Annotated in this window: 21 protein-coding genes and 4 tRNA genes; 9 read left to right on the top strand and 16 right to left on the bottom strand. The window is 64.7% G+C overall.

Annotated elements, in window-relative coordinates; all coding sequences use genetic code 11:
- Window positions 1–26 precede the first annotated feature (26 nt).
- Complete coding sequence (locus ACYVBS_RS09215) at window positions 27–752, bottom strand: FFLEELY motif protein (RefSeq protein ID WP_460823226.1); 726 nt, start codon at window positions 750–752, stop codon at window positions 27–29.
- Between the two features lie 171 nt (window positions 753–923).
- Between ACYVBS_RS09215 and ACYVBS_RS09210 the strand changes: the two genes are divergently transcribed.
- From ACYVBS_RS09210 to ACYVBS_RS09200, 3 genes are all read left to right on the top strand, one after another.
- Complete coding sequence (locus tag ACYVBS_RS09210) at window positions 924–2,240, top strand: patatin-like phospholipase family protein (protein WP_460823224.1); 1,317 nt, start codon at window positions 924–926, stop codon at window positions 2,238–2,240.
- Between the two features lie 81 nt (window positions 2,241–2,321).
- Window positions 2,322–2,903: a phasin family protein gene (locus ACYVBS_RS09205; protein ID WP_460823223.1), complete on the top strand. Its 582-nt coding sequence runs from the start codon at window positions 2,322–2,324 to the stop codon at window positions 2,901–2,903.
- A 193-nt stretch (window positions 2,904–3,096) separates the two neighbouring features.
- Window positions 3,097–4,071: a restriction endonuclease gene (locus ACYVBS_RS09200; protein ID WP_460823222.1), complete on the top strand. Its 975-nt coding sequence runs from the start codon at window positions 3,097–3,099 to the stop codon at window positions 4,069–4,071.
- A gap of 7 nt (window positions 4,072–4,078) precedes the next feature.
- Here the strand turns inward: ACYVBS_RS09200 and ACYVBS_RS09195 are convergent, their stop codons facing one another.
- A complete protein-coding gene (locus tag ACYVBS_RS09195) occupies window positions 4,079–6,070 on the bottom strand; it encodes an SDR family oxidoreductase (protein ID WP_460823221.1) in 1,992 nt (663 codons plus the stop codon).
- A 203-nt stretch (window positions 6,071–6,273) separates the two neighbouring features.
- On the opposite strand from ACYVBS_RS09195, the gene ACYVBS_RS09190 reads away from it, so the two are divergent.
- The 4 genes from ACYVBS_RS09190 (at window position 6,274) to ACYVBS_RS09175 (ending at window position 9,094) form a co-directional block, all read left to right on the top strand.
- On the top strand, window positions 6,274–6,531 hold the full coding sequence (locus ACYVBS_RS09190) for an acyl-CoA-binding protein (protein ID WP_460823219.1): 258 nt from the start codon (window positions 6,274–6,276) through the stop codon (window positions 6,529–6,531).
- 28 nt (window positions 6,532–6,559) lie between these two features.
- Complete coding sequence (locus tag ACYVBS_RS09185) at window positions 6,560–7,186, top strand: TetR/AcrR family transcriptional regulator (RefSeq protein ID WP_460823218.1); 627 nt, start codon at window positions 6,560–6,562, stop codon at window positions 7,184–7,186.
- 517 nt (window positions 7,187–7,703) lie between these two features.
- Window positions 7,704–8,558 carry a hypothetical protein gene (locus ACYVBS_RS09180; RefSeq protein WP_460823217.1) on the top strand — a complete coding sequence of 285 codons (855 nt, stop codon included), beginning with the start codon at window positions 7,704–7,706 and terminating at the stop codon, window positions 8,556–8,558.
- A gap of 113 nt (window positions 8,559–8,671) precedes the next feature.
- The gene (locus tag ACYVBS_RS09175; protein WP_460823216.1) at window positions 8,672–9,094 is read left to right on the top strand and encodes a universal stress protein; all 423 of its coding nucleotides are present in this window, start codon (window positions 8,672–8,674) and stop codon (window positions 9,092–9,094) included.
- 24 nt (window positions 9,095–9,118) lie between these two features.
- On the opposite strand, the gene ACYVBS_RS09170 is transcribed toward ACYVBS_RS09175, so the two are convergent.
- The 7 genes from ACYVBS_RS09170 to tviB all read right to left on the bottom strand — a co-directional run bounded on the left by ACYVBS_RS09170 (window position 9,119) and on the right by tviB (window position 18,491).
- A complete protein-coding gene (locus ACYVBS_RS09170) occupies window positions 9,119–11,491 on the bottom strand; it encodes a putative bifunctional diguanylate cyclase/phosphodiesterase (RefSeq protein WP_460823215.1) in 2,373 nt (790 codons plus the stop codon).
- 107 nt (window positions 11,492–11,598) lie between these two features.
- Window positions 11,599–12,513, bottom strand: a complete 915-nt coding sequence (locus ACYVBS_RS09165) for a DUF808 domain-containing protein (RefSeq protein ID WP_460823214.1) — start codon at window positions 12,511–12,513, stop codon at window positions 11,599–11,601.
- 73 nt (window positions 12,514–12,586) lie between these two features.
- The gene (gene galU, locus ACYVBS_RS09160) at window positions 12,587–13,486 is read right to left on the bottom strand and encodes a UTP--glucose-1-phosphate uridylyltransferase GalU (protein WP_460823213.1); all 900 of its coding nucleotides are present in this window, start codon (window positions 13,484–13,486) and stop codon (window positions 12,587–12,589) included.
- A gap of 86 nt (window positions 13,487–13,572) precedes the next feature.
- A complete protein-coding gene (locus ACYVBS_RS09155) occupies window positions 13,573–14,976 on the bottom strand; it encodes a mannose-1-phosphate guanylyltransferase/mannose-6-phosphate isomerase (RefSeq protein WP_460823397.1) in 1,404 nt (467 codons plus the stop codon).
- A 91-nt stretch (window positions 14,977–15,067) separates the two neighbouring features.
- Entirely contained in the window at window positions 15,068–16,078 is a 1,011-nt protein-coding gene (locus ACYVBS_RS09150) for an NAD-dependent epimerase (RefSeq protein ID WP_460823212.1), read from the bottom strand.
- Window positions 16,079–16,136: 58 nt separating this feature from the next.
- Window positions 16,137–17,147, bottom strand: coding sequence for a UDP-glucose 4-epimerase GalE (gene galE / locus ACYVBS_RS09145; RefSeq protein ID WP_460823210.1), 1,011 nt, complete (start codon window positions 17,145–17,147; stop codon window positions 16,137–16,139).
- A gap of 54 nt (window positions 17,148–17,201) precedes the next feature.
- Complete coding sequence (gene tviB, locus ACYVBS_RS09140; RefSeq protein WP_460823209.1) at window positions 17,202–18,491, bottom strand: Vi polysaccharide biosynthesis UDP-N-acetylglucosamine C-6 dehydrogenase TviB; 1,290 nt, start codon at window positions 18,489–18,491, stop codon at window positions 17,202–17,204.
- A gap of 284 nt (window positions 18,492–18,775) precedes the next feature.
- Between tviB and ACYVBS_RS09135 the strand changes: the two genes are divergently transcribed.
- Together ACYVBS_RS09135 and arsC are read left to right on the top strand one after the other, a co-directional pair.
- A tRNA-Val gene (locus ACYVBS_RS09135) sits at window positions 18,776–18,850 on the top strand.
- Between the two features lie 55 nt (window positions 18,851–18,905).
- On the top strand, window positions 18,906–19,271 hold the full coding sequence (gene arsC / locus ACYVBS_RS09130) for an arsenate reductase (glutaredoxin) (RefSeq protein WP_460823208.1): 366 nt from the start codon (window positions 18,906–18,908) through the stop codon (window positions 19,269–19,271).
- 20 nt (window positions 19,272–19,291) lie between these two features.
- Here arsC and ACYVBS_RS09125 read toward each other — a convergent pair whose 3' ends face one another.
- The 7 genes from ACYVBS_RS09125 to ACYVBS_RS09095 form a co-directional block, all read right to left on the bottom strand.
- Window positions 19,292–20,917, bottom strand: a complete 1,626-nt coding sequence (locus ACYVBS_RS09125; RefSeq protein ID WP_460823207.1) for an FMN-binding glutamate synthase family protein — start codon at window positions 20,915–20,917, stop codon at window positions 19,292–19,294.
- 489 nt (window positions 20,918–21,406) lie between these two features.
- Window positions 21,407–22,627, bottom strand: a complete 1,221-nt coding sequence (gene arsJ, locus ACYVBS_RS09120; RefSeq protein ID WP_460823206.1) for an organoarsenical effux MFS transporter ArsJ — start codon at window positions 22,625–22,627, stop codon at window positions 21,407–21,409.
- A 4-nt stretch (window positions 22,628–22,631) separates the two neighbouring features.
- Window positions 22,632–23,636, bottom strand: coding sequence for an ArsJ-associated glyceraldehyde-3-phosphate dehydrogenase (locus ACYVBS_RS09115; RefSeq protein ID WP_460823205.1), 1,005 nt, complete (start codon window positions 23,634–23,636; stop codon window positions 22,632–22,634).
- Window positions 23,637–23,695: 59 nt separating this feature from the next.
- On the bottom strand, window positions 23,696–24,049 hold the full coding sequence (locus ACYVBS_RS09110; protein WP_460823203.1) for an ArsR/SmtB family transcription factor: 354 nt from the start codon (window positions 24,047–24,049) through the stop codon (window positions 23,696–23,698).
- 212 nt (window positions 24,050–24,261) lie between these two features.
- Window positions 24,262–24,337: transfer RNA gene (locus ACYVBS_RS09105), tRNA-Gly, on the bottom strand.
- 155 nt (window positions 24,338–24,492) lie between these two features.
- Window positions 24,493–24,566: transfer RNA gene (locus ACYVBS_RS09100), tRNA-Cys, on the bottom strand.
- A 133-nt stretch (window positions 24,567–24,699) separates the two neighbouring features.
- Window positions 24,700–24,775, bottom strand: a tRNA-Gly gene (locus ACYVBS_RS09095).
- Window positions 24,776–24,795: the final 20 nt, after the last annotated feature.

Here is a 24,795-nt window from a genome sequence, read left to right as displayed (position 1 = left end):
CGGCCCTTGGGGCGGGTGCCCATCGCCTAGGCGTGTTCTCCGTCCAGCTCCAGCGGATCGCCAGCAAACAGGCGACGTGACAACAGGCGCTCGTCCCGCTCGATCTCGGCGATGAAGCCCTCCGGGTCGCCAAGGCGGGCGAAGGCCTCCACGCCACGCTCCAGGAACCCCTGCAATTCGGCCAACCCCGCGGCCTGCGCAGGCCCCCGGGACAGCTTCAACAGCATCCTGACGCCGGGCAACTCCAGCCCGCGCCCCAGGTCCGTGCCGACGCGGGCGATCAGGTCAATCTGGTGATCGCGCAAGCGTGGCAATCCGCACGCACGGTACGCCTCGCCGTACAGCCCACCATCCAGCCGACGCCGCCGAGGCGCCAACGACTCCAATACCCCGGCCATCCGCAGGTCGAAGGCATGGGTCAGCAGGCCCAGTTCGATCGCGTCGGCCACGCTGGCCAACAGGGTGTCAGGCAGCAGCTTCTGCATCAGCGGCACCACCCGGGCGATGTCCGCGTCGCGTCGGGTGAAATCGTGGTCGCCGTAGACGTCCGTGAGAAAAAATTCCGCCGCAGCCTGCCGCTTCGGGTCGTCCAGAAAGTGGGCGAAGCTGTGGCGCAGCCGACCGGCCTGCCACCGCCGCAGCTCCGGCAACCAGCGCAAGCGGTTGCGGGGTTCAAGCGAGGGATCCGTCAGCCGCTGGTGGCGCTGCAACAGGTCAGGAAGCCGGATGGACAGATCGCGGGTGCGGGCCATGGGAATGGATCATCGGCTCACAGGCCGACCGGCAGCAAGCGCGGCCTGGCGGCCAGTTGCCCCAAGGGCCATCACGCCCCCGGACCGCACCTCCTCGGCGTGTGACGACGACTCCAAAGCCGGCCAATTGGATTGGGCTACACTCGGGACAACCGATCCGTACTGCTGCGCATGCTGTCACTCCACACCGCCCGCCAACGCCGCGATACCGGGGCCAAGCCCCGCATTGGCCTGGCCATCGCCGGCGGCGGCCCGATCGGCAGCATGTACGAGCTGGGTGCGCTTCGTGCACTGGACGAGGCCATCGAAGGCCTCGACCTGAATCGCATGGACTGCTATGTGGGCGTCAGCAGCGGTGCCTTCCTCGCGGCCGGGCTGGCCAATCGAATTCGCACCGAGGAAATGTGCCGCATCTTCATCACGGGCGACAGCAACGACGTCGTCTTCCGTCCCTCGGATTTCATGCGTCCGGCTGTGGCCGAATACCTGCGCCGTGCCGTCGCGCTGCCGCGCATCGCGCAGAAATGGTGGCGCGACACGCTGAGGTCGCCGTGGGAGGCCAGCTGGTCAAGCTTCCTCATGCGCTTTGGCGGGCTGGTGCCGACGGGGCTGTTCGACAACGCGCAGGTCGAACGCTTCCTCCGCGACGTGCTGACCCGGCGTGGTCGCACCAATGACTTCCGCAAGCTGGACGTGCCGCTTTACGTGATCGCCGTTGACCTGGACAACGGCGAGGCGGTTCGTTTTGGCAGCGAACAATGGCGCGACGTACCCATCTCCAAGGCGGTGCAGGCCAGCGCCGCCCTGCCCGGCCTGTACCCGCCGGTGCAGATCCGCGGCCGCAGCTTCGTCGACGGCGCGCTGCGTCGCACGATGCATGCCTCCGTCGTGCTGGACCAGGACATCGACCTGCTGATCGGGGTGAACCCCTTGGTGCCGTTCAATGCCCAAGGCGAGGACGAAGGTCTTGAAGCGGGCGCCAGCCATTCCGGACGCCTGGCCCGCGGGGGCTTGCCCGCCGTGCTGTCGCAGACGTTCCGCACCCTCCTGCAGTCGCGCATGCAAGTGGGCCTGGCGAAATACGCCACCCAATACCCCAACATCGACCAGCTGATTTTCGAGCCCAACCCTCGCGATGGCGAGATGTTCTTTACCAACGCTTTCAGCTTTTCCGCCCGCGCGCGGATCGCGCAGATCGGCTACCGAAACACGTTGGCCGACCTGCGCCGACGCGCGGAGACGCTCCGGCCAATGCTGGCCGCACATGGGCTGGCCTTGCGTGACGACGTGCTCAACGACAGCCACCGCTCCATCCTCGATGGCCTGCCGCCCTCCCCGCGCGATTCAGACGCCACGGCGCGCCTTCGTCGCGCACTGGATGAGGTGGAAACACGCGTTTCACAGCAGCCCTCCCCATCGGCACCCCGCACCCGTCGTCCACCCGGCACCCGTAGCCGCCCTGACAAGTCGCGGCACCGCCCCGGGTAGATGCCCCCCCCCGGCGTGGTGTGAAAGCTCTAGACCCCCATCGCATCTTGGAACACAACCCATCCATCCCACGAGGGAACCATGGCCACGTTCAAGAAGTCCGCGAAGAAGTCCACGGCCAAAAAGACCAGCACCGCGTCCTCCGCCGACGGACTGAGCAAGACCCTCAGCGAATCGGCCCAACAGATCTGGCTCGCCGGCATGGGGGCGTTTGGACGCGCGCAGAGTGAAGGCACTCGACTGTTCGAGGCGCTGGTCAAGGAAGGTCTCAACCTGGAGCAGACCGCGCGCAAGCTCGCAGGCGGGCAGGCCGACGCGGTGCGCGACGCCGTGGAGTCCAAGGTCGGCCACGCGCGCGAACGCGCCGCGGACACCTGGGATCGTCTTGAGCGCGTCTTCGAGGATCGCGTCCAGCGTGCCATGAACAAACTCGGCGTCCCGGGCCGCGAGGATCTCAACGAACTGAGCCGGCGGGTGGATGCACTGACCGCCCAATTGCGCCAGTCCGGCACCGCGCGCCCGGCTGCGAAGGCACCCGCCAAGCGCGCCACCCGGTCCCAGGCTAAAGCCGCCAAGGCCCCCGCGAAGAAGACCGCAAAAAAGGCCGCGGCCACGCGCACGCGCAAGACCAAGGCCCAGTCCGCGCCCCCCGCCGCGTCCTGACCCCTACCGTTCAAGCCCGCCAGTCCCTGTGGCCGTTGGCTCCCCTCCCCTTGCGGTTGTGGACTGGCGGGCTCCTTTCCTTCAGCGTTCCCGGTCCGGGCCGCCGCAATGCGACCTCGGTCGCATCGGGTACTGAAAGGCGTCGCCCACACCACGTATAGTTTGCGGCTGGCTGTCCATGTTCGGGGTGGGAATGTTCAACGGGTCGTTCGTCACCGTCACACTGCTGGTCGCCCTGCTGCTGGGTGGGTCGCTCATGGCCTACCTGCTCCTGGTCAAGCAACGGCAACTGATCGTCGCAGGCGGCATTGCCACGCTCGCGGGCATGCGCTGGCGTGAGTTCTCGCGCTTCGTCATCGAAGCCCTGCAGGCACAAGGGTTCGAGACCCATCCCGACGGATACAACCCCGACCAGACCGACCTGCGCCTGACCCGTGGCGGCCAGACCTGGCTGCTGAGCTGCAGGCAAGGCCCCGCCACGCGGATCACCCCGCACCAGGTCGGTGAACTCAACGATGCGGTACGCCTCAATGGGGCTGCCGGCGGGATCCTCGTGACACTGGGCACCTTCGAGCCACAGGCCCGTCGACTCGCGACAGACATCGATACGCTGGACGGCCAGGCACTCTGGCCGATGATTGGGCCGCTGCTTCCCCCCAGCGTCCACCAGAGCTTGCGGGACAAGGCCAAGGCAGCGGTTACTCGCACGGCCGCATTGGGCTGGGCGGGCGCCGTCGCCTTGGGGCTGGGCATGGCCACCGTGATTGCCCCGGAAGGCGGCAGCGCCACCACCGACACGGTGGCCTCCAACCCCACCCAGCACCAGCCCAGGTCTGGCGTCGCTGCAAAGGCACAGACAGCCGCCACACCGGCGTCCGTGGGAACCCCGCAGCCGGAAGCCACCCTCAGCGCGACCCAAATGCCCGAGGAAGCGCAACGCAAGGACGTCATCGAACAGGTCGGCAGGCTACCCGGCGTCGATTCCGCCATCTGGTCGACCCGATCCACGCTCCTGGTGCAGCTGTCCGAAGACGCCAGCCAGAAACGTGTCGACGAAATCTGCGCCGTGGTCAAGCGCTATGAAGTCGTGCGCACGTCGCGCCTGCACCTGCAGCCACCTGCCGGCAGCGAGGCGCGCGTGCGTTTCCTGCAGTGCGCCACCTTCTGACGTCGGGTCACCAATGCACGCCGCGCATCAGTGAGGCAAACGCGATCTGCTCATTGCTTGGCTGCTCGTCCCTGAGGGCCTTCTTGTCCCCCTTGGCCGCGGCCGAGTCCGGAAACAGCTCAAAGGCGGTGTTCATCACCACCTCATAGGCCTTGGGCGCCAGTGCGTTGATCAACGAGGCAAAAATGCCCAGCCGCGTAGCGATTCGGCTGGGACGCTCGATGATGCCCTTGACCACCAGGTCCGCCGCCTCCTCGGGCGTCAGCGTCGGCACACTGTCGTACATTTTGGTGGGCGCAATCATTGGCGTCTTTACCAGCGGCATGTTGATCGTGGTGAAGCTGATGCCCTTGCTGGAAAGCTCGCCCTGCGCACACCGGCTGAAGGCGTCCAGGGCCGCCTTCGACGCGACATAGGCGGAAAACCGGGGCGAGTTGGCCAGCACGCCAATTGAGCTGATATTGATGATGTGACCACGCCGCCGCTCGGTCATGCCCGGCAGGAATCCCATGATCAGGCGCAGGCTGCCGAAATAATTCAGCTGCATCGTGCGCTCGAAGTCATGGAAGCGATCGTAGGAGAGTTCGATGGAACGGCGAATGGAGCGCCCTGCGTTGTTGACCAGGATGTCGACCTTGCCGTGTTCCTCCAGGATCGTTCTCACCAGTCGGTCGCAATCGGCCATGTCCGCCAGGTCGGCTGTGTAAGCAAACACCTTCCCGCCTGCGGCACGCATCGCATCCCGGGCCTTGAACAACTCCTCCTCGCCCCGGGCCACGATGATGGTGGTCGCCCCGGCCGCCGCCACCTTCGCCGCCGAGCTCAACCCAATGCCCGACGAGCCACCGGTGATCACCACGACTTTCCCCCGGACCTTGCCCTTGAGCGAGCGATCGATGAACAGTTCCGGATCCAGGTAGCGCTCCCAGTAGTCCCACAGGCGCCACGCATAGGTGTCCAGCCTCGGCACCGTAATCCCGCTGCCGTTGAGCGCTCGCTCGGCCTGCCTGTTGTCGAAGCGCGTGGGATAGGTGAGGAACTTCAGCGTCTCCTTGGGCACCTGGAAATCGCGCAACAACATCCCAACGAAGCGCCGGACGGGCGGGAGGCTCCCCACCGCCGAGCGCACACCCCCGGGGATGAACGCGAACATCCGCGCATCCAGCCGCATGGTCATTTCCGGGGCGTGGCCCGCTCGGGCAAACGTGTTCAGCACCTCGCCCACGCGCATGGGCTCAGGATCGGTGAGGTGGAAGCACTGGCCGTCCAGCCGAGGCTTGTGGGCAATGCAGTCCATCGCGTCGACCACGAAATCCACCGGCACGATGTTGATGCGCCCGCCTTCCAGCCCCAGCGTGGGCATCCACGGCGGCAGCATCTCGCGCAACTTCTTCAGGAAGGTAAAGAAGTAGTACGGGCCGTCGATCTTGTCCATTTCGCCGGTCTGGGAGTGGCCGACCACCAGGCCCGGACGGTAGATGCGCCACTTGATGCGCTTCTCCGCGCGCACCAGCCTTTCCGACTCGTGCTTGGTGCGAAGGTAGGGGTCATCCAGGCCCTCCGCCTCCTCGAACATGTCCTCGCGGAACACGCCGGGATACAAGCCGGCCGCGGCAATCGAACTGGTGTGGTGGAAACATCCCGCCTTCAGTGCCGCCGCCAGGTCCAGCGCATGCGCAGTGCCGTCGATGTTGGCCTCGCGCTGCGACTCGGCGCTGGCGGTGAGGTCGTAAATGGCGGCCAGATGGAAAAAATGCTTCACCTTGCCCTGCAAGGCTTTGATCCTGGCCGGAGACACTCCACAGCTCGCGCGGGTCATGTCGCCTTCCACCGCCACGACGCGCTTCATGTCCCAGCCCATGCGCTGGCCGATGTCACTCAGCTTCTTGAGGGAGTCCTTGCGCACCAGCACGTACACCGGACCCTTGCGCTTGCGCATAAGGTTGGCGACCAGAAAGCGTCCGATGAAGCCCGTCGCACCCGTGACGAAATAGCCCATGCCCCTCTCCTGGTTGTGGTCGCGGCAAGTCCTTGGCGGGGCCGCCCCTCTCGCCCGATCCAGTCAGGCCACGGAGCCCCGCACGGCACCGTGTCGCCTACGTTGCCAGACTGGCGACCGCCTCACAATTCCCTGCCGTATTGACCCCCCACACCCTGCATGGTGTGATGAATGCACCACTTCGTGGCGCCTGGGAGGGCCCCATGTCGGACCTGCAAGTCGCATTCAAGCAAGCCGCCGAAGACATCAAGAGCCTGGCCGAACGGCCCGACAACGACACCCTGCTGCGCCTCTACGCGCTCTACAAGCAGGGCGCGGAAGGCGATGTCACAGGCGCCAAGCCCGGCTTCTTCGATTTCGTGGGCACCGCCAAGTACGAGGCCTGGAGCAAGCTCAAGGGCACCTCGCAGGAGGACGCCATGAAGAAGTACGTCGACCTCGTGAAGAAACTGCGCGGCTGAAGCCCCGCCACGCCAGGACGCCGACCACGTGGCCAAGGACACGCGCCAGAAGATCCTCGACACCGCCTTGGGCATGTTCAACGCCCAAGGCGAGCCCAACGTCACCACGAACCATATCGCCGACGAGCTGGAGATCAGCCCGGGCAACCTGTACTACCACTTCCGCAACAAGGACGACATCATCGAGCAGCTGTTCGCGCGCTTCGAGGAGCGCATGGACGCCGCATTGGGTGCGCCCGAAGGCCGCCTGCCGGGGCTGGAGGATGTCTGGCTGCAGCTGCATCTCGTGTTCGAGTGCATCTGGGACTACCGCTTCCTGCACCGCGACCTGGTGGAAATCCTCAGCCGCAACCGGCGTTTGCGGCTGCGGTTTGCGCGCATCCTGAAGCGCGCCGACGAACAGGCGCATTCGGTCATGCGCGGGCTTTCCCAAGCCGGTGTCATGCGCGGCTCAGCGGAGGAACTGGCGGCCACGGCGACCAACGTGTTGCTGATTGCCACCTTCTGGCTCAACTACTCGGCCGCACGCGGCGACAAGGACGAGCAGGCGGCCATCCGGCAGGGCATCGTGCAGGTCATGATGCTGATCGCTCCTTTCCTGCGCGATGCCGAGCGCATGCACCTGCACACGCTCACCCGGGCCTATCGCGACTGAAAGCGCCTACGGGTGTGCTGCCGACGGCGGGGTCGCGCCGGCGTCTTTGCCGGCCTGAGCCCGAATTTCACCAGCACCGGGGCCAGGCGGCGCTCGACCGCATCACTGAACTGCGTTGCTGCCGGATCAGCCGGGGTGCATGCCGCGTCGATGCCCCTCCTGACACCACTGAGGACCTCGGCCAGCCCTGTCACGGCGTCCTGCGGCATCTGGGATGCGCTGGCGAAAAGCCGCCCAGGCAGACCCACCGCCTCACGAACCGTAACCCTCGCCAATCCCAAGCCGGCCAGCCAGAGGTGTCGCCCCGTGGTTCGGCGCGACGTGGGTGGCTTTCGCTTCTTGGAAACCATTGGACGAACTCCATGGCCGGGCGGACTTTCCGGCTTCCCAAGGCCGACTCTGGTCCCCGCAAACCGAGCAAACACACTACCGGGGCCTCCCCACGTCTCCGCCGGGTCCAATTGCCAGCAAGCGGCATTTTGCGGATGCTGGGGCGTCACTGGATCGAGGGCACGTCATGGCAGGCAAGGCATCGTGGGCGGCACTTCCCAAGGCAATCCAAGGCTTTACCTTTCCTGGCGACGCCCTGAAGAAGGCTTGGCCTAGACTGCACGCCGGCGACCAGGAACCCTACCCCGACAAGAAGCGCGCGGCCGCACTCATCGCGGCCGCTGGCAAGCACGCCCCAAAGGGACTGGACGCGGACGCCCTTGCCCAGGCGTTGCAGGATGCCTGGCGCGCGTTCCACGAGGGTGACTTCAAGGCCGCCTATGAGGCTGGCGTGGCACTGGGGCCCGTGGGGGCGTCAGTCGCGGTGAAGGCCATCGGCATCCATGCGACCCACCTGGTCTATGACGAGGCCGAAAAGCTCAAGCGCTACGACCAGGCCGCCAAACTGGCCGAGGCCGCGGTCACGGTACTGCCCGAGGAGGCCAACAGCCACTTCCGGCATGCGTTCGCGCTGGGGCGCTACAGTCAGTGCATCAGCATCGTGAAGGCGCTCAAGGCGGGCATTGCCGGCAAGGTACGCGCCGCCCTCGATAACGCCCTCGAGCTATCCCCCAAGCACGCCGAGGCCCACACCGCGATGGCGCTGTACCACGCCGAGATCATTGGCAAGGTGGGTGCCATGATCGGCGGCCTGACGTACGGCGCCAAGGCCGCTGAAGCGGAAAAGCACATGAAAACGGCGCTCAAGCTGACCCCGGATTCGCCCATCGCCCACATGGAGCACGGCAACCTGTTGATGTTGCTGCACGGGGAGAAGAAGGAAGACGAAGCGGCAGCCGCGTACGAGAAGGCGGCCCAACTGACACCACTGGATGCCATGGAAGCGCTCGATGCCGCCTACGCGCGCGAACAACTCGAGTAACCACGACGCCGCCGCGCGCGATTGGATTGATACGGGTCAAGCGCCGCACGGCGCGAAGTACTAGGCTGAAACCATGGGCAGTCGCCGCCCTGCACCCACACAAGGAGCCCCAGATGCACATCCTCCTCGCCGTAGACGGCAGCCCGGTCGCCACCCGCGCCGTGAAGCACGTTGCGAAGCTGGCCGCCAGCATGACCAAACCTCCCAAGGTGACCTTGATGTTCGCCGACGAGCCGCTACTGCGTAGCGTGGCACTTTCGCTTGGCGCGCAGGGCGTGGAGAAATACCATGCCGACAACGCGGCCTACGCCACCCGCAGTGCACGCACGGCACTCAATCGTGCCAAGGTCGTCTTCAAGGAAGACATGCGGGTGGGCTCGCCGGCGCCGACCATCGTCAAGGCGGCCAAGGACCTCAAGGCCGACCTGATCGTGATGGGCTCGCGGGGCCACACGGCATTGACGAGTGTGTTCCTGGGTTCCGTCGCCACCAAGGTGATCGCAGAGAGCCCGATCCCGGTGACCGTCGTTCGCTGACGGCCCACGCGCACGGAAGGCGCCTTAGACCGCGCCTTCCGCCATGGGCTGCGATAGCGCTGCCAAGACCGGGTGGTTGGCCGGCAGCGCCTTGACCATGACGGCCACCGCCCCTTCGAAGTGCGTGGGACGACTCAGGTAGTAACCCTGCAGCTCGTCAACCCCGTGCTGCGCCAGCCAGTCCCGCTGGGCCTTCGTTTCGACACCTTCGGCCACGGTTTCCAACTCCAGCGCCTTCGCCAGTGCGATCACCGACTGGCAGATCGAACGGTCACTGGCGTTTTCCGCCAGATCGCGCACGAACGAACGGTCGATCTTCAACCGTCGGATCGGCAGCCGCTTGAGGTACGCCAGGCTGGAATAGCCGGTACCAAAGTCGTCCACCGCGATGCTCACGCCCAGGTGGGTCAACGCCTCCATGGTGGCGATTGCATGCTCAGGGTTGTCCATGATCATGGACTCGGTCAGTTCCAGTTCCAGGGCGCCGGGCCGCAGCCCGTACTTGGTCATCGCCTGCTGGACGTCCTCGTAGAGCGACTCGGCAAACTGCGCGGCAGACACGTTCACCGCAATGCGGAACTCACTCAATCCAAGGGCGGCGAGACGACTGTGGTGCTGGGCGGCCATCATCAGCACCCGGCGTCCCAGCTCGGCGATCATGCCCGACTCTTCGCACACGCTGATGAAACGACCCGGGGCGATTTCGCCCTGCTGCGGGTGGTTCCAGCGTACCAGCGCCTCCATGGCCACCGGGCGGCCATCGCGGTGGAACACGGGCTGGAAGGCCAGCACGAACTCGTCGCTCTCGAACGCTTCGCGCAACTCCTTGACCAACAGCAGTCGCTCGGACGTATTGGCATCGAAGCTGGCGTCGTAGCCAACCGCACGGTTTCGGCCCTGCCGTTTGGCCTGGTACATCGCCATGTCCGAACGCATCAGCAGCATGTCCGCCGAGCTGCCCGAATCCGGGTAGCACGCATGGCCAATGCTGGGCGTGATCGCATGCGCCACGCCGTCAATGATGATGGGCTGGGAAATGGCCTGGGTGATCCGCTCGATCACCACCCCACGCACGGAGGGATCCCCCTGGTCAGGCAACAGCACCACGAATTCATCGCCGCCAAAGCGCGCCACCGTATCGGTATCACGCACCAGTCCCGACAGCCGGGAGGCGACCGCACGCAGGACCTTGTCGCCTGCCGCATGGCCCAGCGTGTCGTTGATCAGCTTGAAGTCGTCCAGATCGATGAACATCACTGCGACCGAGGAACCGTTCCGGTCGGCCATGCGAATGGCCTGTTCCAGACGATCCAGCAGCAACTGGCGATTGGGCAGGCCGGTCAGGTCATCATGGGTCGCGCGATAGGCGAGCTGGTCCTCGTAGTGCCGCTGCTCGGTCACGTCATTGACGATCGCCACATGGTGGGTGATCTCGCCCGAAGGGGAACGCAGCGGCGTCAGGTGCAGGTCGTTCCAGAACAGGCTGCCGTCGCGACGGTAGTTGCGCAGGGTGACGCGCACATCGCGCCCGTCCTGCAATGCGCCCCGGATGGCATCCACCGGCGCCTGCTCGCGGTCGGTGCCCTGGAGAAAGCGGCAATTCCGGCCCATCAACTCATCGCTGCCGTATCCTGTGATGCGTTCGAATGCGGGATTGACGTAAATGATCGGCTTGTCCGGCAGCGTCGCATCCGTGATCACGATGCCGCTGTCGGTGGTTTCCACCGCACGTCGCAGGAGCCGCAGGTCGGTTGCGAACTGGCGCTTCTCGTCGTCCCAATGCGAGGCGGCATCGTGGGCGCCTTCCACGGCCAACGCCGCCACTCCCGACGTGCCGACGGCCAGAGGGAGCGCGGTCACCAGCAGGCACGGCGCCCCGCCAAATACCAGGTCGCGAACATGCAGGTGCGCCGACAGCGCCGGCCCATCGATGACTGGATGACTCCACCGCTCGCCTGCCTGCCGCTCCTGCGGCCTGCGCGTTGCGAGGGTATCCAACGTCCACGCCAGCGACTGGGCCACGGAACCGGCCCGCGGGGCCTCGCCTTCCACCAAACCGAAGGCCTCCCGCGCAGCGGCGTTGGCCGCCACGACACGCCCGAGCGTCGGACTCTGGATCCACATGGGGACCGGGCTGTCACCAAAGACCACCCGTTGTTGCTGCTCCATCCGGCGCAGGCGCTCGCGCGCCTGGATCAATTCGCCTTGGCCAATGGCCGCGGCGCGATCGGCCTCCTGCAAGGCGCGGTGGGCCGCCTCCAAATGGGTCACGTGAACCCGGTTGCGTCGAAGCAGGCTTGCCACGGCCAAGGACGATGCGGCCAAGACGAGCACCAGCACGGCGATCCCGCCCCACGGCCAAGCGCCTACGATGTGCAGTGTTTCCGCAGCCGTCACTTGCGCCTGCCTGTCGGTCCCCGGCCTGCCACCCTGCGTGGATTCAGGCGAATCGCCCGATCATGCCACATTCGCGTCGAGGAAACGTGAGGGCAGGCTTGGACGACTCAATGCGTCGCCGGTGCCTTCCCACGGATGCGGCTGACCAGGCTGACGACTGCAAGCACGACCGCACCGACCAGAACACCCACGACGACGTTGGCGAGCGAGGTGGCAATCGCCCCACCCCACCCCTCCGGCGCCATCGACTGCACGGCATGGTGGAGTGCAGGCACCGAGTGCACCAGGATGCCGCCACCGACCAGGAACATGGCCGCGGTACCGGCCACCGACAATGACTTCATGAGCCACGGAGCGGCGTACAGGATGCCGCGCCCCAGAGACGCGAGTGCCTTCCCTTTGCGCGACAGCCACATGCCCAGGTCGTCGATCTTCACGATCCCGGCCACGAGGCCGTATACACCCACCGTCATCGCCAGTGCGATGCCCACCAGGACCAGCACCTGCTGGAGGAAAGGCTGGTTGGACACGACGCCCAACGACAGCACGATGATTTCAGCGGACAGAATGAAATCGGTGCGGATTGCACCCTTGATCTTGTCCCGCTCCAAGGCAAGCAGATCGGTCGTGCCCTCCGCCAAATGGTCCAGGTGCTGGGCGTGGTGGCGTGCCTCTTCTTCCTTGGAGTGGAGGAACTTGTGCGCGAGCTTTTCCACACCCTCGTAGCAGAGGAATGCGCCGCCGATCATCATCAAGGGCGTCACCGCCCACGGAAGCCAGGCGCTGATGGCCAACGCACCGGGTACGAGAATGGCCTTGTTGACCATCGACCCCTTGGCCACGTTCCAGACGACCGGCAGTTCCCGGTTGGCCTGGACCCCCGATACCTGCTGCGCATTCAGCGCCAGGTCGTCGCCCAACACCCCCGCCGTCTTCTTGGCTGCAACCTTGGTGAGGATGGAGACGTCGTCCAGAACGCTGGCGATGTCGTCGAGTAGCGTGAACAGGCTGGCACCGGCCATGGGCACTTCCGATCAGGGCAAGGCCGCCATTCTTACCTGAATCCGGGTCGACGGGGAGTAGAGGGTGGAGCGCTCAGTGCTCCACCACGCCAAGCTCGTCCAGTGCCGTGCGCATGGCCTGCGCCGCCGACGCACTCAAGGCCTCGTTGTCCAGCGCGAAACGGATCGTGGCCTCGATCAGGCCCAGATGGCTGCCGCAGTCAAAGCGCGTGCCCTGGAAACGGAAAGCATGCACCGGCCGCTCCGCGAGCAACTTCTGGATGGCATCGGTGAGCTGGATTTCCCCCCCCTTGCCCGGCGGGGTGCGTTCCAGCAGGTCGAAAATACGGCCATCGAGCACGTACCGGCCCACCACGGCCAGCGTACTGGGCGCATCCTCCGGCGCGGGCTTCTCCACCATCGACCGGATCCGGCCAGAGCGCCCGTCAAACGCGGGTGCATCGACGATGCCATAGCTGCCCGTCATGGCGCGTGGCACGTCTTCCACCGCGACGACGCTCGCGCCCTCACGCTCGGCCAGGTCGGCCATCTGCTTGAGCGCGCCGTCTCCCTTGCGATTCCAGATCAGGTCATCGGGCAACATCACGGCAAACGGCTCGTTGCCTACGACCGGCTTCGCACACAGAACGGCATGGCCCAAGCCCAACGCTTCCGCCTGGGTCACGAAAACCGCACGCACGTGCGGCGGCAGGATGTTGCGCACCAGCGCGAGTTGCGACTCCTTCCCCGCCTTCTCGAGCTTCTGCTCGAGCTCGTAGGCTTTGTCAAAGTAATCGGCCACCGCATGCTTGTAGCGGTTGGTGACGAAAACCAGCGTGTCACAACCTGCCTCGATCGCCTCGTCCACCGCGTACTGAATCAACGGCTTGTCCACGATCGGCATCATCTCCTTCGGCACCGTCTTGGTGGCGGGAAGGAAACGGGTGCCAAGACCGGCTACCGGGAATACTGCCTTGCGAATGCGAACGCCCACGCGATCTCCAGTGTGACGGGACGCAGTGCCGCGCCCCCTTCCATCCCGCTCAGTTTAAGCCGCTGGCACTTCGATCAGCATGACAGTCAGCGCCCGTAGACATCCTCATAGCGAACGATGTCGTCCTCTCCCAGATAGCTGCCGGACTGCACCTCGATCAACTCCAACGACACCACGCCCGGATTCTCCAGCCGGTGCTTTACTCCCAGCGGGATATAGGTGCTCTGGTTCTCGGACAGCAGGACCGACTCGTCGCCACGGGTCACGCGCGCGGTGCCACTGACCACGATCCAATGCTCGGCACGGTGGTGATGCATCTGCAGACTCAGCGACGCACCGGGCTTGACCGTGATCCGCTTGACCTGGAAACGCTCGCCAAGGTCGATCGAGTCATAACTGCCCCAAGGCCGGTACACCTTCCGGTGCCAAGTGGGCTCCTGACGCCCACGCCGCTTGAGTTCGGCGACGATGTCCTTGACCTCCTGCACCTTGTCCTTGTGTGCCACCAGGACGGCGTCGGCCGTATCCACTACCACGACATCCTTCAAGCCCAGCAGCGCCAACAGGCGACCATCCCCCCAAGCCAGGGTGTCATGGCAATCGTGCGCCAGCACGTCCCCATGGTGGGCGTTGCCGTCGCCATCCTGTTCGGCCACCTCCCACAGGGCAGACCAGCTGCCCACGTCACTCCAGCCCACGTCAACGGGCAACACCGCCGCGGCCTGGGTGCGCTCCATCACCGCATAGTCAATCGAGTCCGATGGCGACGCGGCAAACGCCGCCTTGTCGAGTCGAACAAAGTCTTCGTCACGGCGCGCGCGCGCCAGTGCGTCACGGCAGGCCGACAGCATCGCGGGCTGATGCGCCGCCAATTCGCCCAGGAACGCTGACGCGCGGAACAGGAACATGCCGCTGTTCCAGAAGTAGTCGCCGCTGGCCACGTAGCCCTTGGCCGTCTCCAGGTCCGGCTTTTCCACGAACTGCTCGACCGTGCGCACACCGTCACCCGCCTGGGCCAGGATGTAGCCGTACCCGGTCTCCGGCCCGGCAGGAACGATGCCAAAGGTGACCAGGGCGCCGTCCGCCGCCGCTGGCGACGCCGCTTCCACGGCCTGGCGGAAAGCCTCGCCATTGATGATGACGTGATCGGATGGCAGCACCAGCAACAGGGGGTCCTCCCCACCCTGCATGGCCTCCAGCGCTGCCGCCGCGATGGCGGGCGCCGTATTGCGTGCAATCGGCTCCAGCAGGATGGTCGCGCCAAGGCAGCCCGCCTCGCGCAACTGCTCAGCCACCATGAAGCGATGGTCTTCGCCGGCTACCACGATGGGACCAGCCGCAGCCAGCGGCGCCACCCGGCGCCACGTGGCCTGCAGCATCGACTCGTCGCCCACCAGGCTCAGGAACTGCTTGGGGAACGCCTCGCGCGACAGCGGCCAGAGCCGCGTGCCGGAGCCACCGGAAAGGATGACAGGGATCATGCTGGCGATGTACTCCTCAAACGCGCAATTCCAATAGCCTAACGGCACGGCGTCGATCGCGCAGCACCGGCGCGGGGCTCGGGGCGGCCGATCGAAGGGCTCAGACCTTGTAGTAGTCGCGATACCAGTCGACGAAGTTCGCAACGCCCTGCTCGACAGGCACGACCGGCCGATATCCCACGTTGGCGACCAGGTCCGACACGTCCGCTTCGGTGTCCGGCACGTCGCCAGGCTGCAGCGGCAACAGCTCCATCTGCGCCTCCCGCCCCAGGCACTGCTCCAGCACCTGGATATAGCGCAGCAACTCCACCGGCTGCTCGTTGCCGATGTTGTACAGGCGATACGGCGCGACCCCGCTGGTGGCGGGATCCGGGGCATCGCCACGCCAGTTGGGATCCCGTCCGGGCACCGTGTCCAGGCTGCGGATCACGCCTTCCACGATGTCATCGACGTAGGTGAAGCTGCGCTTGTGGCGCCCATGGTTGAAGACGCGGATGGGCTGTCCTTCCAGGATGGCCTTCGTGAACAGGAAGAGCGCCATGTCGGGACGACCCCACGGGCCGTAAACCGTGAAGAAGCGAAGGCCCGTGCAGGGAATGCCGTACAGATGGGCATAACTGTGCGCCATCTGCTCATTGGCCTTCTTGGTCGCCGCATACAAGGTCAGCGGGTGCTCGGCGGAGTCGTGTTCCGAGAAGGGCATTTTCGTGTTGGCGCCGTAAACCGAACTGGTCGACGCATACACCAGGTGCTGAACCTCGTGATGGCGACACCCCTCCAGCACATGCAGGAAGCCGGTGACGTTACTGGACACATACACATGCGGATTCTGTGCTGCATACCGTACACCCGCCTGCGCCGCGAGATGCACCACGCGCTCGGGCTTGTAGCGGGCGAAAACCGCTTCCACTGCCGCCCGATCCGCCAGGTCGGCCGTGACATGGGTGTACCCCGGCTTGTCCATCAGCAGCGCCAATCGCGCGTGCTTGAGGCTGACGTCGTAGTAATCGTTGAGACTGTCGAAGCCGACCACCTCATCGCCTCGGGCCAGCAGTCGCTGGGCAACATGGGAGCCGATGAAACCGGCGGTGCCCGTGACAAGAACCTTCATCGAGAATCCTCAAGTGCGGCGGCGCGCGCCGCCAATGACGAAAGACCGGACCCGCCGATCACGTCCCGTATCCGTGCGGGTTGGCCGATTGCCATGCCCACGCATCCCTGCACATTTCACCAAGTCCGCGACGCGCGCGCCACCCCAGCGTCGTTTGCGCGAGCGTGGGGTCGGCCCACAGCGCGGCAACGTCGCCAGCGCGCCGACCGGTGATTTCAAACGGGATTGGGCGACCGCAAGCCTTTTCGAACGCGCGCACCATTTCCAGCACGGAATACCCCGTACCGGTCCCCAGGTTCAAGGTGATGGCGCCACGCGCCCCAAGGGCATGCTCAACTGCCGCCACGTGCGCCTCGGCCAAATCCATCACGTGGATGTAATCGCGCACGCCGGTCCCATCGGCGGTCGGGTAGTCGCCTCCGAAGACCTGCAATCTGTCCCGCCGTCCGACGGCGACCTGGGCGACGAACGGCATCAGGTTGTTTGGCACTCCGTTGGGATCCTCGCCAATGTGCCCGCTCGGATGGGCTCCAACCGGATTGAAATAGCGCAGCAACACGCCCGCCAGGTCCGGATTGGCGACGCACGCATCGCGGATGATCTGCTCGGACATCAACTTGCTGTGGCCGTACGGATTGGTCGCCCCGGTTCGCGCCAATTCGTCAATCGGCAACCACTCGGGATTGCCATACACCGTCGCCGAAGAGCTGAAGACGATGGCATTCACGCCCGCTTCGCCCATCGCCTTCAGCAAGGAGATGGTCCCACCAACGTTATTCGCGTAGTAGGCAAGCGGCTGTTCCACGCTTTCGCCCACCGCCTTCAAGCCCGCGAAGTGGACCACGGCGTCGGCACCCTGCAGCACACCACGCATTGCGCCCTGGCTGCATACATCCTGGACGATCAGGTCGATCTTCTGACCTACCAGCGCGGACGCCCTTTCCACGGCCATGGGGGAAGCATTGACCAGGCTGTCCACCACGGTCACCTCGTGCCCCGCATGCGCCAGCAGGACACAGGTATGGCTACCGATATAGCCGGCACCGCCTGTGACTACGATTCGGGCCATCGGACAATTCCCCTTGAATGGCTGAAGGGAGGAACCGGCGCATCCCGTCCGGGGTCAGAGCCGTCCGTCCACCAGATCCCTGGGCAGCACGTATTTGACGTCATACACCACGTTGCCCGCCGGCTTTCCGAAGGCCCGGATTCCCTCGGCCCCGAGCCGCCGGAACTGGTCATGCCCCACCGCCACGATGATGGCGTCGTAAGTCCCCTGCGCAGGATCGGAGATCGGCTCCAAACCGTACTCATGCCGGGCCTCCTCGGCGCTCACCCAGGGATCGTGCACGTCGACCTGGGTGCAGTACTCATGGAGGGCGTGGACGATATCCACCACGCGGGTATTACGAAGGTCGGGACAGTTCTCCTTGAAGGTGAGTCCCAACACGAGGATCCGGGATGACACTGGGTTGATGCCCTTGCATACCATCAGCCTGATGACCTGCCCCGCCACGTAGCCGCCCATGCCATCGTTGGTGCGCCGCCCCGCGAGGATGACATCGGGGTGGTGCCCCACTTCCTGCGCCTTGTGGGTCAGGTAATAGGGATCGACGCCAATGCAATGGCCACCCACCAGGCCCGGCCGGAACGGGAGGAAGTTCCACTTGGTACCGGCCGCCTCCAGCACGTCCAGCGTGTCGATGCCCAGCTTGTTGAACAGGATCGCCAGATCGTTGACCAGCGCGATGTTGAGGTCGCGCTGGGTGTTCTCGATCACCTTCGCAGCCTCCGCCACCTTGATGGTGGGCGCCTTGTGGGTACCCGCGGTGACGATCCGACGATAGAGGGCATCGACATACTCGGCGACCTCCGGGGTCGAGCCTGAGGTCACCTTGCGAATGGTACTGACCCGATGCTCCTTGTCGCCCGGGTTGATGCGCTCGGGGCTGTAACCGCAGAAGAAGTCCTGGTTGAACTTCAGCCCGGACCCCTGTTCCAGCAGCGGCACGCAGACTTCCTCCGTGCACCCCGGGTACACGGTGCTTTCGAACACCACCACGTCCCCTGGCCTGAGGACCTGCGCCACCGCCCGGCTGGCGCCTTCCAACGGGCGCAGGTCCGGACGCTTGGCCTGGTCGATCGGCGTCGGGACCGTGACGATGTAGGTATTGGAGGAAACCAGATCCTCAAGACGGGTCGTGAAGCCCAATCGCGAGGCCTGCTTCAGCTCCTCACTCTCGACTTCCAGCGTGCTGTCCCGCCCCTGCCGCAGTTCGTCGACGCGAGCGGCATTGATGTCGTACCCCAGTGTGTCGAGTTGCTTGCCAAACTCCACGGCCAAGGGAAGCCCCACGTAGCCCAGGCCGATGATCGCGACCCGGGCACCTTCCACATCCATCGAGAACCGCATCCGCTCCTCCTCTGTTCGACCGGGGTATCAGATCGCCGCCCCATCAGGCGACCAGTGCATGGCACGGGGACTATTCTGTCAACGGATCGCGCCGCCTGGCGCGGCCGTTCACCCTTTCACTGGTCCTGGGTGCCATCCAGCATCGCCCCACCTTGGCGCAGGGGGGAGACCGCCGCGTCTCGAGTATCCGCTAACCACGTCCATCGAGGGCGCTGGAGCCCGTCAATTTCGTTCAGCCCCCTTGGCAGCCTGAAATTACGTGCGTATACTGCGCAGCCCAACCCGGGCGGTTAGCTCAGCGGTAGAGCATTGCCTTCACACGGCAAGGGTCGCAGGTTCGATCCCTGCACCGCCCACCAGTTTCAAGCACCAAGCCGGCCCTGTGCCGGCTTTTTGCGTTTGGAGGATTTCGCGATGACCGACCTGTCCAACGTGACCCGCCTGTACCACAACGCGCGCTGCTCCAAATCACGTGGCGCATTGGAACTGCTCGAGGCCCGCGGGCTCGCACCGGAGGTCGTCCATTACCTTGACAGACCGCCTTCGGCGGCTGAGTTGCGCGCGCTGTTGGCCCTGCTCGGCCTGCCCGCCCGCCAACTGCTGCGCACCGGCGAGTCCGAATTCAAGGAACTGCGCCTCGAGGACCCGTCGCTGGACGAAGCCACGTTGATCGCAGCCATGGCAGCCCACCCTCGCCTCATCGAGCGGCCGGTGTTCGTGCACCGCGGCCGGGCCGTCATTGGACGCCCCCCAGAGAAGGTGCTGGAACTGCTCGATTGACGGGCCTCGAGCCGCGGCACCTACACCAGCTTGGACCTGCGCAGGGATTGCACGCTGGCAGGGGCTGAAAAACTTTCACTGTCAGCTGCAGCCCAGAACTGCTGGAACACCGCATGCGCGGGAATGCGACCCACCAGGTCGCCCGGCTTGAGGAACGCGTAAAGCGCGGCGAGCGACCGCACTTCCACCGCCGACACGCGCCGCAGAATGTGCTCGGGCCCCAGCTGGTCGGGATGCTCCAGCCCCGCGGCACAGAGCAGGTCCCGCAGCGCCTTCATCGTGTTCTGGTGAAAGTTCAGGACCCGCTGCCCCTTGTCGGTCACATCCAGATGCTTCCAGCGGGCGTGATCCTGCGTGGCGATCCCGGTCGGGCAATGGTCAGTGTGGCAGCTCAGTGACTGGATGCAGCCGAGTGCGAACATGAAACCTCGCCCGGCATTGCACCAGTCCGCCCCCATGGCCAGCGTGCGGGCGATGTCGAAGGCGCTGCTGATGCGGCCCGCCGCTCCGATGCGAATGCGATCGCGCAACTCCAGTCCGACCAGCGTGTTGTGCACCAGCATGAGCGCCTCATGCATCGGCACGCCGACATGGTCAATGAATTCCGCAGGCGCGGCGCCCGTCCCGCCTTCCGCCCCGTCGATCACGATGAAGTCCGGCAGGATGCCGGTCTCGGCCATGGCCTTGGCGATGCCGAACCATTCCCACGAATGCCCGATGGCCAGTTTGAAACCGGCCGGCTTTCCACCGGAGAGTTCACGCAGGCGCGCCACGAAAGCGAGCAACTCCTTTGGCGTGCTGAACGCACTGTGGCGCGAGGGTGAAATGCAGTCGATCCCCTGCGGCACACCGCGCGTGGCCGCGATCTCCGCATTCACCTTGGCCGCCGGAAGTACACCCCCATGGCCCGGCTTGGCGCCTTGGGAGAGCTTCACTTCGATCATCTTGACCTGCGGGTCCCGCGCATTGGCGACAAACCGCTCTTCGCTGAAGCTGCCGTCATCGTTCCGGCAGCCGAAGTAGCCGGAGCCGATTTCCCACACCAGGTCGCCACCGTGTTCGCGATGGTAGGGCGAAATCGATCCCTCGCCGGTGTCATGGTAGAAGTTGCCCAGCTTGGCGCCCTTGTTGAGCGCGCGGATGGCATTGGCCGAAAGCGCCCCGAAGCTCATCGCCGAGATGTTGAACACACTGGCCGAATACGGCTGCGCGCACTGCTCGCCGATGATGATGCGAAAATCGTGGCTGCGATGCGGTGTCGGCGCCATCGAATGGTTGATCCATTCGTAATCGTGCGCGTACGCATCCTGCTGGCTGCCAAAGGGAAGTACGTCGTTCACCGACTTCGACCGCTGGTAGATCAGTGCGCGCTGCTGCCTTGAATACGGCACTTCCACGGTATCGGACTGGAAGAAGTATTGACGCAGCTCGGGGCCGATGGACTCCAGGCTGTACCGGAAATGCGCCAGCAACGGGTAGTTGCGCCGCAAGGTACTGCGCCGCTGCAGCACATCGGCCGTTCCCAGCGCGGCAAGACCGCCAAACAGCGCCACACCGACCCACCACAACCCGCCCATGCGCACGGCCAGATAGCACGCCAGCGCGGCAAGCACCACGCTGATGGCGTAAGGGGCATAACGGGTCATGGACACTCCCTATCGTCACGGTATCCCGTGAGGATACTGCCCGGATCACCGAATTCGTAATCCAAGGACCGGAAGGAAATGCGGGTGTGCCCGGAGCCGGGATCGAACCGGCACGGAGTCGCCTCCGAGGGATTTTCTTACCACTTCGGCTTTCGCCGCCAGTGCAAGCACTGTTCGTGGTCTGGAGCACGCCTTCACCGTAGCCTTGCAGCCGTAGGCGTCCGCCGTCTGCTCTCTACACCTTCCCTTGGTTGCCCAAAGGCTTGGCTCGGCGTTGGCTCGGCACTCAAGTGACCAGGGCGTTCGCCGACTTTGACGGAATGCACCCCTGGCGTTTCCCCCAGAGGGCTCAAATTGTTCAAGTCCCTTGTGTCTACCAGTTTCACCATCCGGGCAGATGGAGCGCGGCGCGCAAACACGCCGGCCGCATGGATTCTACACGCGCCTGAAGTGCAATTCGACCGGGCAGCAGGGCCGCAGCGGACGGCCTCACGCAGCAGCGTCGACCGCGTGGCGTGGCAATGCTACAGAGACTAATGCCGCAAGCCCAACTAGGACCGCGGAGACGATCAGGCACGCCGACAAGCCATGGGCCTGGAATACCCACCCTGACAACACCGTGCCCAGCAAGCGACCCAACGCGTTGGCCATGTAATAGAAGCCCACGTCCAAAGACACTCCATCCTCGGTTGCGTAGCTGACGATGAGATAGCTGTGCAAGGAGGAATTGATCGCGAACACGGCGCCAAAGACTGCGAGACCGACCACCAGCACGGTCTGCGGGGGCTGCCCCTGCGCAAGCAGAAATGCCATCGCCGCAGGGATTCCCGCAAGCAGGATGGCCCACGCGAAGGCGGCCCGCCCATCCGGCACGTGACCGCCACGCTTGCCCGTCAGGTAAGGCGCCAGCGACTGGACGACGCCGTAGCCGATCACCCAAAGCGCCATGAAACCGCCAATCGTCCAGAAGTCCCAGCCAAGGTTGGTGGCCATGAACACGGGCACCGCCACGACGAACCACACATCCCGAGCACCAAACAGGAACATGCGCGCGGCAGACAGCAAATTGATCGCCCGGCTTTTCGACAATACGTCGCGAAACTTCGGTTTTGACTTTGCCACGCCCATGTCGCGGTTCAGCCGCGCCAGGCTGAAGCCCCATACAAGCAGCAGCGCCCCGGCCATGATGGCCACGGCTTCCGTAAAGCCAACGGAGGCCAGCAGCGCGCCGCCAATGAAGAACCCAACGCCTTTCAGCGCATTCTTCGACCCCGTGAGCGCGGCCACCCATCGGAACAATGTGCCTTGCGCCCCCTGCGGCACCAGCAGCTTGATGCTGCTTTTGGCACTCATCTTGTTGAGGTCCTTGGCGATGCCGGACAAGGCCTGTGCGGCCATCACCCAGGGGACGGTGAGCCATCCCGCCGGCACCATCAGCATCGACAGGGCGACCACTTGCAGGCCCAGCCCGAGGTTCATGGTGCGGTTGAGACCGATGCGGGCCCCTAACCACCCGCCAACCAGATTGGTGATGACACCAAAGACCTCGTAGAACAGGAACAGCAACGCCACCTGCAACGGGCTGTACCCCAGCTGGTGGAAGTGCAGCACCACCAGCATGCGGAGCGCGCCATCGGTCAGCGTGAATGCCCAGTAGTTGCCCGTGACGAGCAGGTACTGCCGGACATCCTGGGACAGCCGCGAGCGCATGGCTTCAGCCTGCCCTACCGACAAGTTGCACAAGCTCGGCGGTACGGTTCACGTAGCCCCATTCGTTGTCATACCAAGCATAGATCTTCACCTGCGTCCCATTGGTGACCATCGTCGAGAGCGCATCGACAATGCTGGAGCGCGGATCGTGCAGGAAATCGATGGAGACCAAGGGCCGTGTCTCATAGCCCAGTATCCCGGCGAGCTCACCCTGGGCCGCTGCCTGCAACAGGGCATTGACCTCTTCCACGGTGGTCGGACGCTCGACCTCAAATACGCAGTCGGTCAGCGACGCATTGGTGAGCGGAACGCGGACGGCATGGCCATTCAACCGCCCCTTGAGCTCGGGAAAGATCTCCGCAATCGCTGTGGCAGAGCCCGTCGAGGTGGGAATGAGGCTGCTTCCGCACGACCGCGCGCGGCGCAGATCCTTGTGCGGCGCATCGACGATGACCTGGGTGTTGGTTAGGCTGTGGATCGTGGTGAGGCTGCCATGGCGAATCCCGAGCCCTTCGTGGATCACCTTGACCACCGGCGCGAGGCAGTTGGTGGTGCACGAAGCCGCCGAAACGATGCGGTGGCGTTCCGGATCGAAGCGCTGGTGGTTCACACCCACCACAACGTCGAGCGCGCCCATGGATTTGACGGGCGCCGTGACGACGACCCGCTTCACCCCCTGGTCCAGATAGGGCTGCAGCACGTCGGGTTTGCGGAACTTGCCGGAGGCCTCGATAACCACGTCACAACCTGACCAATCGGTGGCGCCAAGCTCCTTGTTGCGCGTCACGGGGATACGGCGGCCATCGATGCGGATCGCGTCGCCTTCCGCGGTCGCCTCATGCGCCCAACGACCGTGGACGGAGTCGAAATTGACGAGGTGCGCCAGGGTTACGGCGTCGCCCGCTGGGTCGTTGATGTGCACGAACTGAAATTCAGGGTTGCCCCAGGCCGCACGCAATGTCAGCCGACCCATGCGGCCAAAACCGTTGATACCCACGCGGATGGTCATGATGCTTCGAGCTCGGTAATGAAGTTGAGGGGTGTTGGGGCAAGGAGAAGACCGGTCGATCAGCCGGCACGCGACCTCACGCGGACCGTGCTCGTCGGCACCCGGCCGTCTGGAGCGCATCTGGAAGGGTCGCCGCCACAGCAGTTCTGGGTCAGGAAATCGACCAGCTCCTGCATTGCGCGAAAGTTGGCCTGATAACGAATGTGACGTCCTTCGTGCCCGGCCTCGATCAGGCCCGCCTGCACGAGATTCTTCAAATGAAACGATAGCGTCGCAGCCGGCAAATCGAATGCCTCGCTCAAGTCACCGGGAAAGGCGCCCTCCGGCCCCAGCTCCATCAGCTGGCGAAAGACAGCCAGGCGAGAGGGGTGCGCGAGGGCGGACAAGCGACTGACGGCATCTTTTATTTCCATCTTTCTAGCATTGTCGAAGCATAAGCTAAAGGCAAGTGCCTTGGCGACAGGCCAAACACCTATCCGCGCCCTTTTCCGGCATTAAGATCGCGCGCCAACCGAGCCCGGAACGAAGCAGACCGACCCCGAAGCTGACTCGGGACGTGACTCTGGGCGGGAAAACGACAAAGCCCCGCGAGCGCGGGGCTTTATGTGGGGTGAACCCCTGAATTTGGAGCGGGAAACGAGACTCGAACTCGCGACCCCGACCTTGGCAAGGTCGTGCTCTACCAACTGAGCTATTCCCGCGTGGTCCGCTATTCTACAGCAAAAATCCTGTTTGTGAATAGCGTCTGCTGCATTCCTGTCATTCAGTCCGACTGGACTGCAACGCCAAGCCACCAGGTCGCAACAGGCATCCATCCGAACAAAAAAAGAACCCCGCCGAAGCGGGGTCCTGAAGTTGGAGGCCGAGGTCGGAATTGAACCGGCGTACGCGGATTTGCAGTCCGCTGCATAACCACTCTGCCACCCGGCCGGATGACGTTCGCTTTCGCGACAGGCCACAGCATACCGCCTGCAGCCACGATTGCACCATTCACACGATGCAATCGCTGAAAAAACAAAACCCCGATTCCGGGGCCTTGTCTCGGGGTAAAACCCCTTGAAACTGGAGCGGGAAACGAGACTCGAACTCGCGACCCCGACCTTGGCAAGGTCGTGCTCTACCAACTGAGCTATTCCCGCAGAGGAAGCGCCATTTTAGG

Source organism: Lysobacter olei (assembly GCF_054777355.1).
The sequence above is the reverse complement of the archived record's forward strand: the minus strand, read 5'-3'. Positions and strand labels throughout refer to the sequence as shown.